The 2,494-nt window shown below is 32.7% G+C and carries 3 protein-coding genes; all 3 read left to right on the top strand.

The annotated features are described in order from the left end of the window. The first annotated feature begins 250 nt into the window (after window positions 1–250). The 3 genes from HNR32_RS13565 (at window position 251) to HNR32_RS13555 (ending at window position 2,407) form a co-directional block, all read left to right on the top strand. Window positions 251–1,126, top strand: a complete 876-nt coding sequence (locus HNR32_RS13565) for a LysR family transcriptional regulator (RefSeq protein ID WP_183863569.1) — start codon at window positions 251–253, stop codon at window positions 1,124–1,126. Between the two features lie 126 nt (window positions 1,127–1,252). Beyond that, window positions 1,253–2,170: a DMT family transporter gene (locus tag HNR32_RS13560; protein ID WP_221300635.1), complete on the top strand. Its 918-nt coding sequence runs from the start codon at window positions 1,253–1,255 to the stop codon at window positions 2,168–2,170. A gap of 33 nt (window positions 2,171–2,203) precedes the next feature. Next, complete coding sequence (locus tag HNR32_RS13555; RefSeq protein ID WP_183863567.1) at window positions 2,204–2,407, top strand: hypothetical protein; 204 nt, start codon at window positions 2,204–2,206, stop codon at window positions 2,405–2,407. The last annotated feature ends 87 nt before the right edge of the window (window positions 2,408–2,494 follow it).

Below are 2,494 nucleotides of genomic sequence, written 5' to 3'. Positions count from 1 at the left end.
CCCGTGTAGATGTTTTTGTGGTGATTACATTCTAACACGTGAATAGTCCCTATGGATTTTTTATTTACTGTTCAATTTGATTATACAATTAACCAATAAAAAGTACTTGCCGATAAAATAAAATATAGAAAAGAAGATAATATGATATAGATAGTAATTATATAAATAATATATAAATAATAAATTTTAATTATTACTAGTAAGCTGAATGACTATGATAAAAAATCATAGATATTCAGGGGGAGATAATATGGAATTACAACAATTGGAATATTTTCTGGCAATTGCTCATATTGGCAATTTTACTAAAGCAGCTAAAGCTGTTTCCATAACACAATCGGCCTTGAGCCGTTCGATAATACGTCTGGAAAATGAGCTTGGTGTAAAATTACTAAATCGCAATACTAAAGAGGTTTCTTTGACGCATTATGGTGAAATGCTGCTGACACATGCCCAGCGTATAGTTAAAGAACAGACAGCTGCTAAAATGGCCATATATAAACCGGATAGGCAGATAATAAATTTATCATTTTTGCATTCATTAGGTAGTTATATAGTGCCCAAGCTTATAAGTGAATTTAGAAAAACACATCCACAGTGCAAATTCAGACTGTACCAAAATAATTCCACAGTTTTAACTGAACAGCTTATACAGGGAAAAACTGATTTATGTATATGTTCCAATCTATTGATGAATGAGACTATTGGCTGGCTGCCGTTATGCTCAGAAGAATTATTTATAGTAGTGCCCTTACAGCATCCCTTGGCCCAAAAAGAAAGTGTTAATTTAAAAGAAATTGCCGATGAATCATTTGTTACCTTAAAGCCTTTTTATGGTTTACGTCTTTTGGCTAATCAGTTATTTGATATGTCGGGCATATCACCGCATATTGAATTTGAAGGTGATGAAATAGTCACAGTGGCTAATTTGGTAGCGGCTGGTTTAGGTGTATCACTAATACCTAAAATACCGGGACTGGATTATTTAAATTTAAAGTTTTTACGCTTATCATCGCCGCATTGCCGCCGTACTATTGGTATTGCCTGGGATACTAACAGAATGCTGTCACCATCTGTATATGAATTTCAAAAATTTGCACTTGATAGTTTTGCTGATGATAGATAATTGATTTCTTTTAATAATTGCTTTTATTTAAGTGCTGTGCTAAAATTTATATAAATAATAAGATATTAATTGAGCCGTAGGTATTATATTGATAATGCCGCGGCTTTTGTTATTATAATTACAGGATTGAGGCGTATATATTTGGTAAATAGAGGCTTGATTTTCGCAATAGCAGCAGCATTAGCTTTTAGTATTATGAATTTGCTGGTTAAAGAATTGAGTACGAGTATGAACAGCGGAGAAATAGTATTTGGCCGCAGTATTGTAGGTCTTATAGTATTGCTGTTTATAATGAAAGTAAATAATATAGAATTTTCCCGCCGTGACATTCCTTTGTTGTTTTTTCGTGGTACAGTTGGCGGTACAAGCATGCTACTTATTTTTACAGCAATAGCCGGTATGCATTTAGGCGATGTGGCAATACTGCAGCAGTTGTCAGCAATTTTCGTTATATTTTTATCGGCAATATGGTTAAAAGAAAAAATTCCCGCAAAAGCAGTTCTGCCATTAATTATTATTTTATTAGGAACGGTATTATTATTGCGTCCCTGGGAATATAATTCTTTTTCTTTTTATGCTGTCTTAGTAATAATTTCAGCCATGTTAGCAGCGGTAGCCTATACGACTATTCATAAATTATTTCAAAATGGTGGACATAATTCATGGGAAATAGTATTTTATTTTCTGTTTTGCAGTGCCATAATTGGCATAATTATAATGATGGCAACGGGGAAATATCATATGCCCAATCATTATGAACTTATATTAGTTATAGGTATAGGTTTGCTGTCATTATTAGCACAAACGCTGATGACACAGGCTTACGGGTCAGCTAATACGGTAATAGTAAGTTTTGTTCTTTATATAGGAATATTTTTTAATGCGTTATGGGGCTATATGTTTTTTGCTGAGATAATGCATAAATTATCAATTATTGGTGGTATATTAATAATTGGCGGATCAATATATTTAACATTGGTGAAAAATAAAGTGCGCAAAGATAAAAAAAGGCATTTGCATAAAAATAAAGAAATAATTAATTAGTGTTTATTATAATGTTTGAAAGGATGGTAAAAAATGAAAATTCCTCCTCTATCAAAGCGTATGAAATTATATGTAGGTTTAATTTTATTAATAATTATATTGGGCGGAGCGGCTTTTTATAAATATTATTGGCTAAATACGCCGCAATATGCACTGAGTAGAATAGAAAAATCGGTGCAGGAGCATGATAGTACAGAATTTGCGCGTTATGTAAACATTGATAGCGTGCTTGATTAAATGGGAGCCGCACACTCGTGACTTTAGTCGTGAGTTAGGCGACCAAACTAGTTAGTATGTATAGAAATATGCATATAGAGATTGGCA

The sequence above is a fragment of the Pectinatus brassicae genome (assembly GCF_014201835.1).
Taxonomy (GTDB): domain Bacteria; phylum Bacillota; class Negativicutes; order Selenomonadales; family Selenomonadaceae; genus Pectinatus; species Pectinatus brassicae.
Note: the sequence above shows the minus strand (reverse complement) of the source record. Positions and strands in the feature narration are given on the sequence as shown.

Coding starts and splice junctions, on each gene's coding strand:
- HNR32_RS13565 (WP_183863569.1), top strand. CDS start 251: ATGGAATTACAACAATTGGAATATTTTCTGGCAATTGCTCATATTGGC.
- HNR32_RS13555 (WP_183863567.1), top strand. CDS start 2,204: ATGAAAATTCCTCCTCTATCAAAGCGTATGAAATTATATGTAGGTTTA.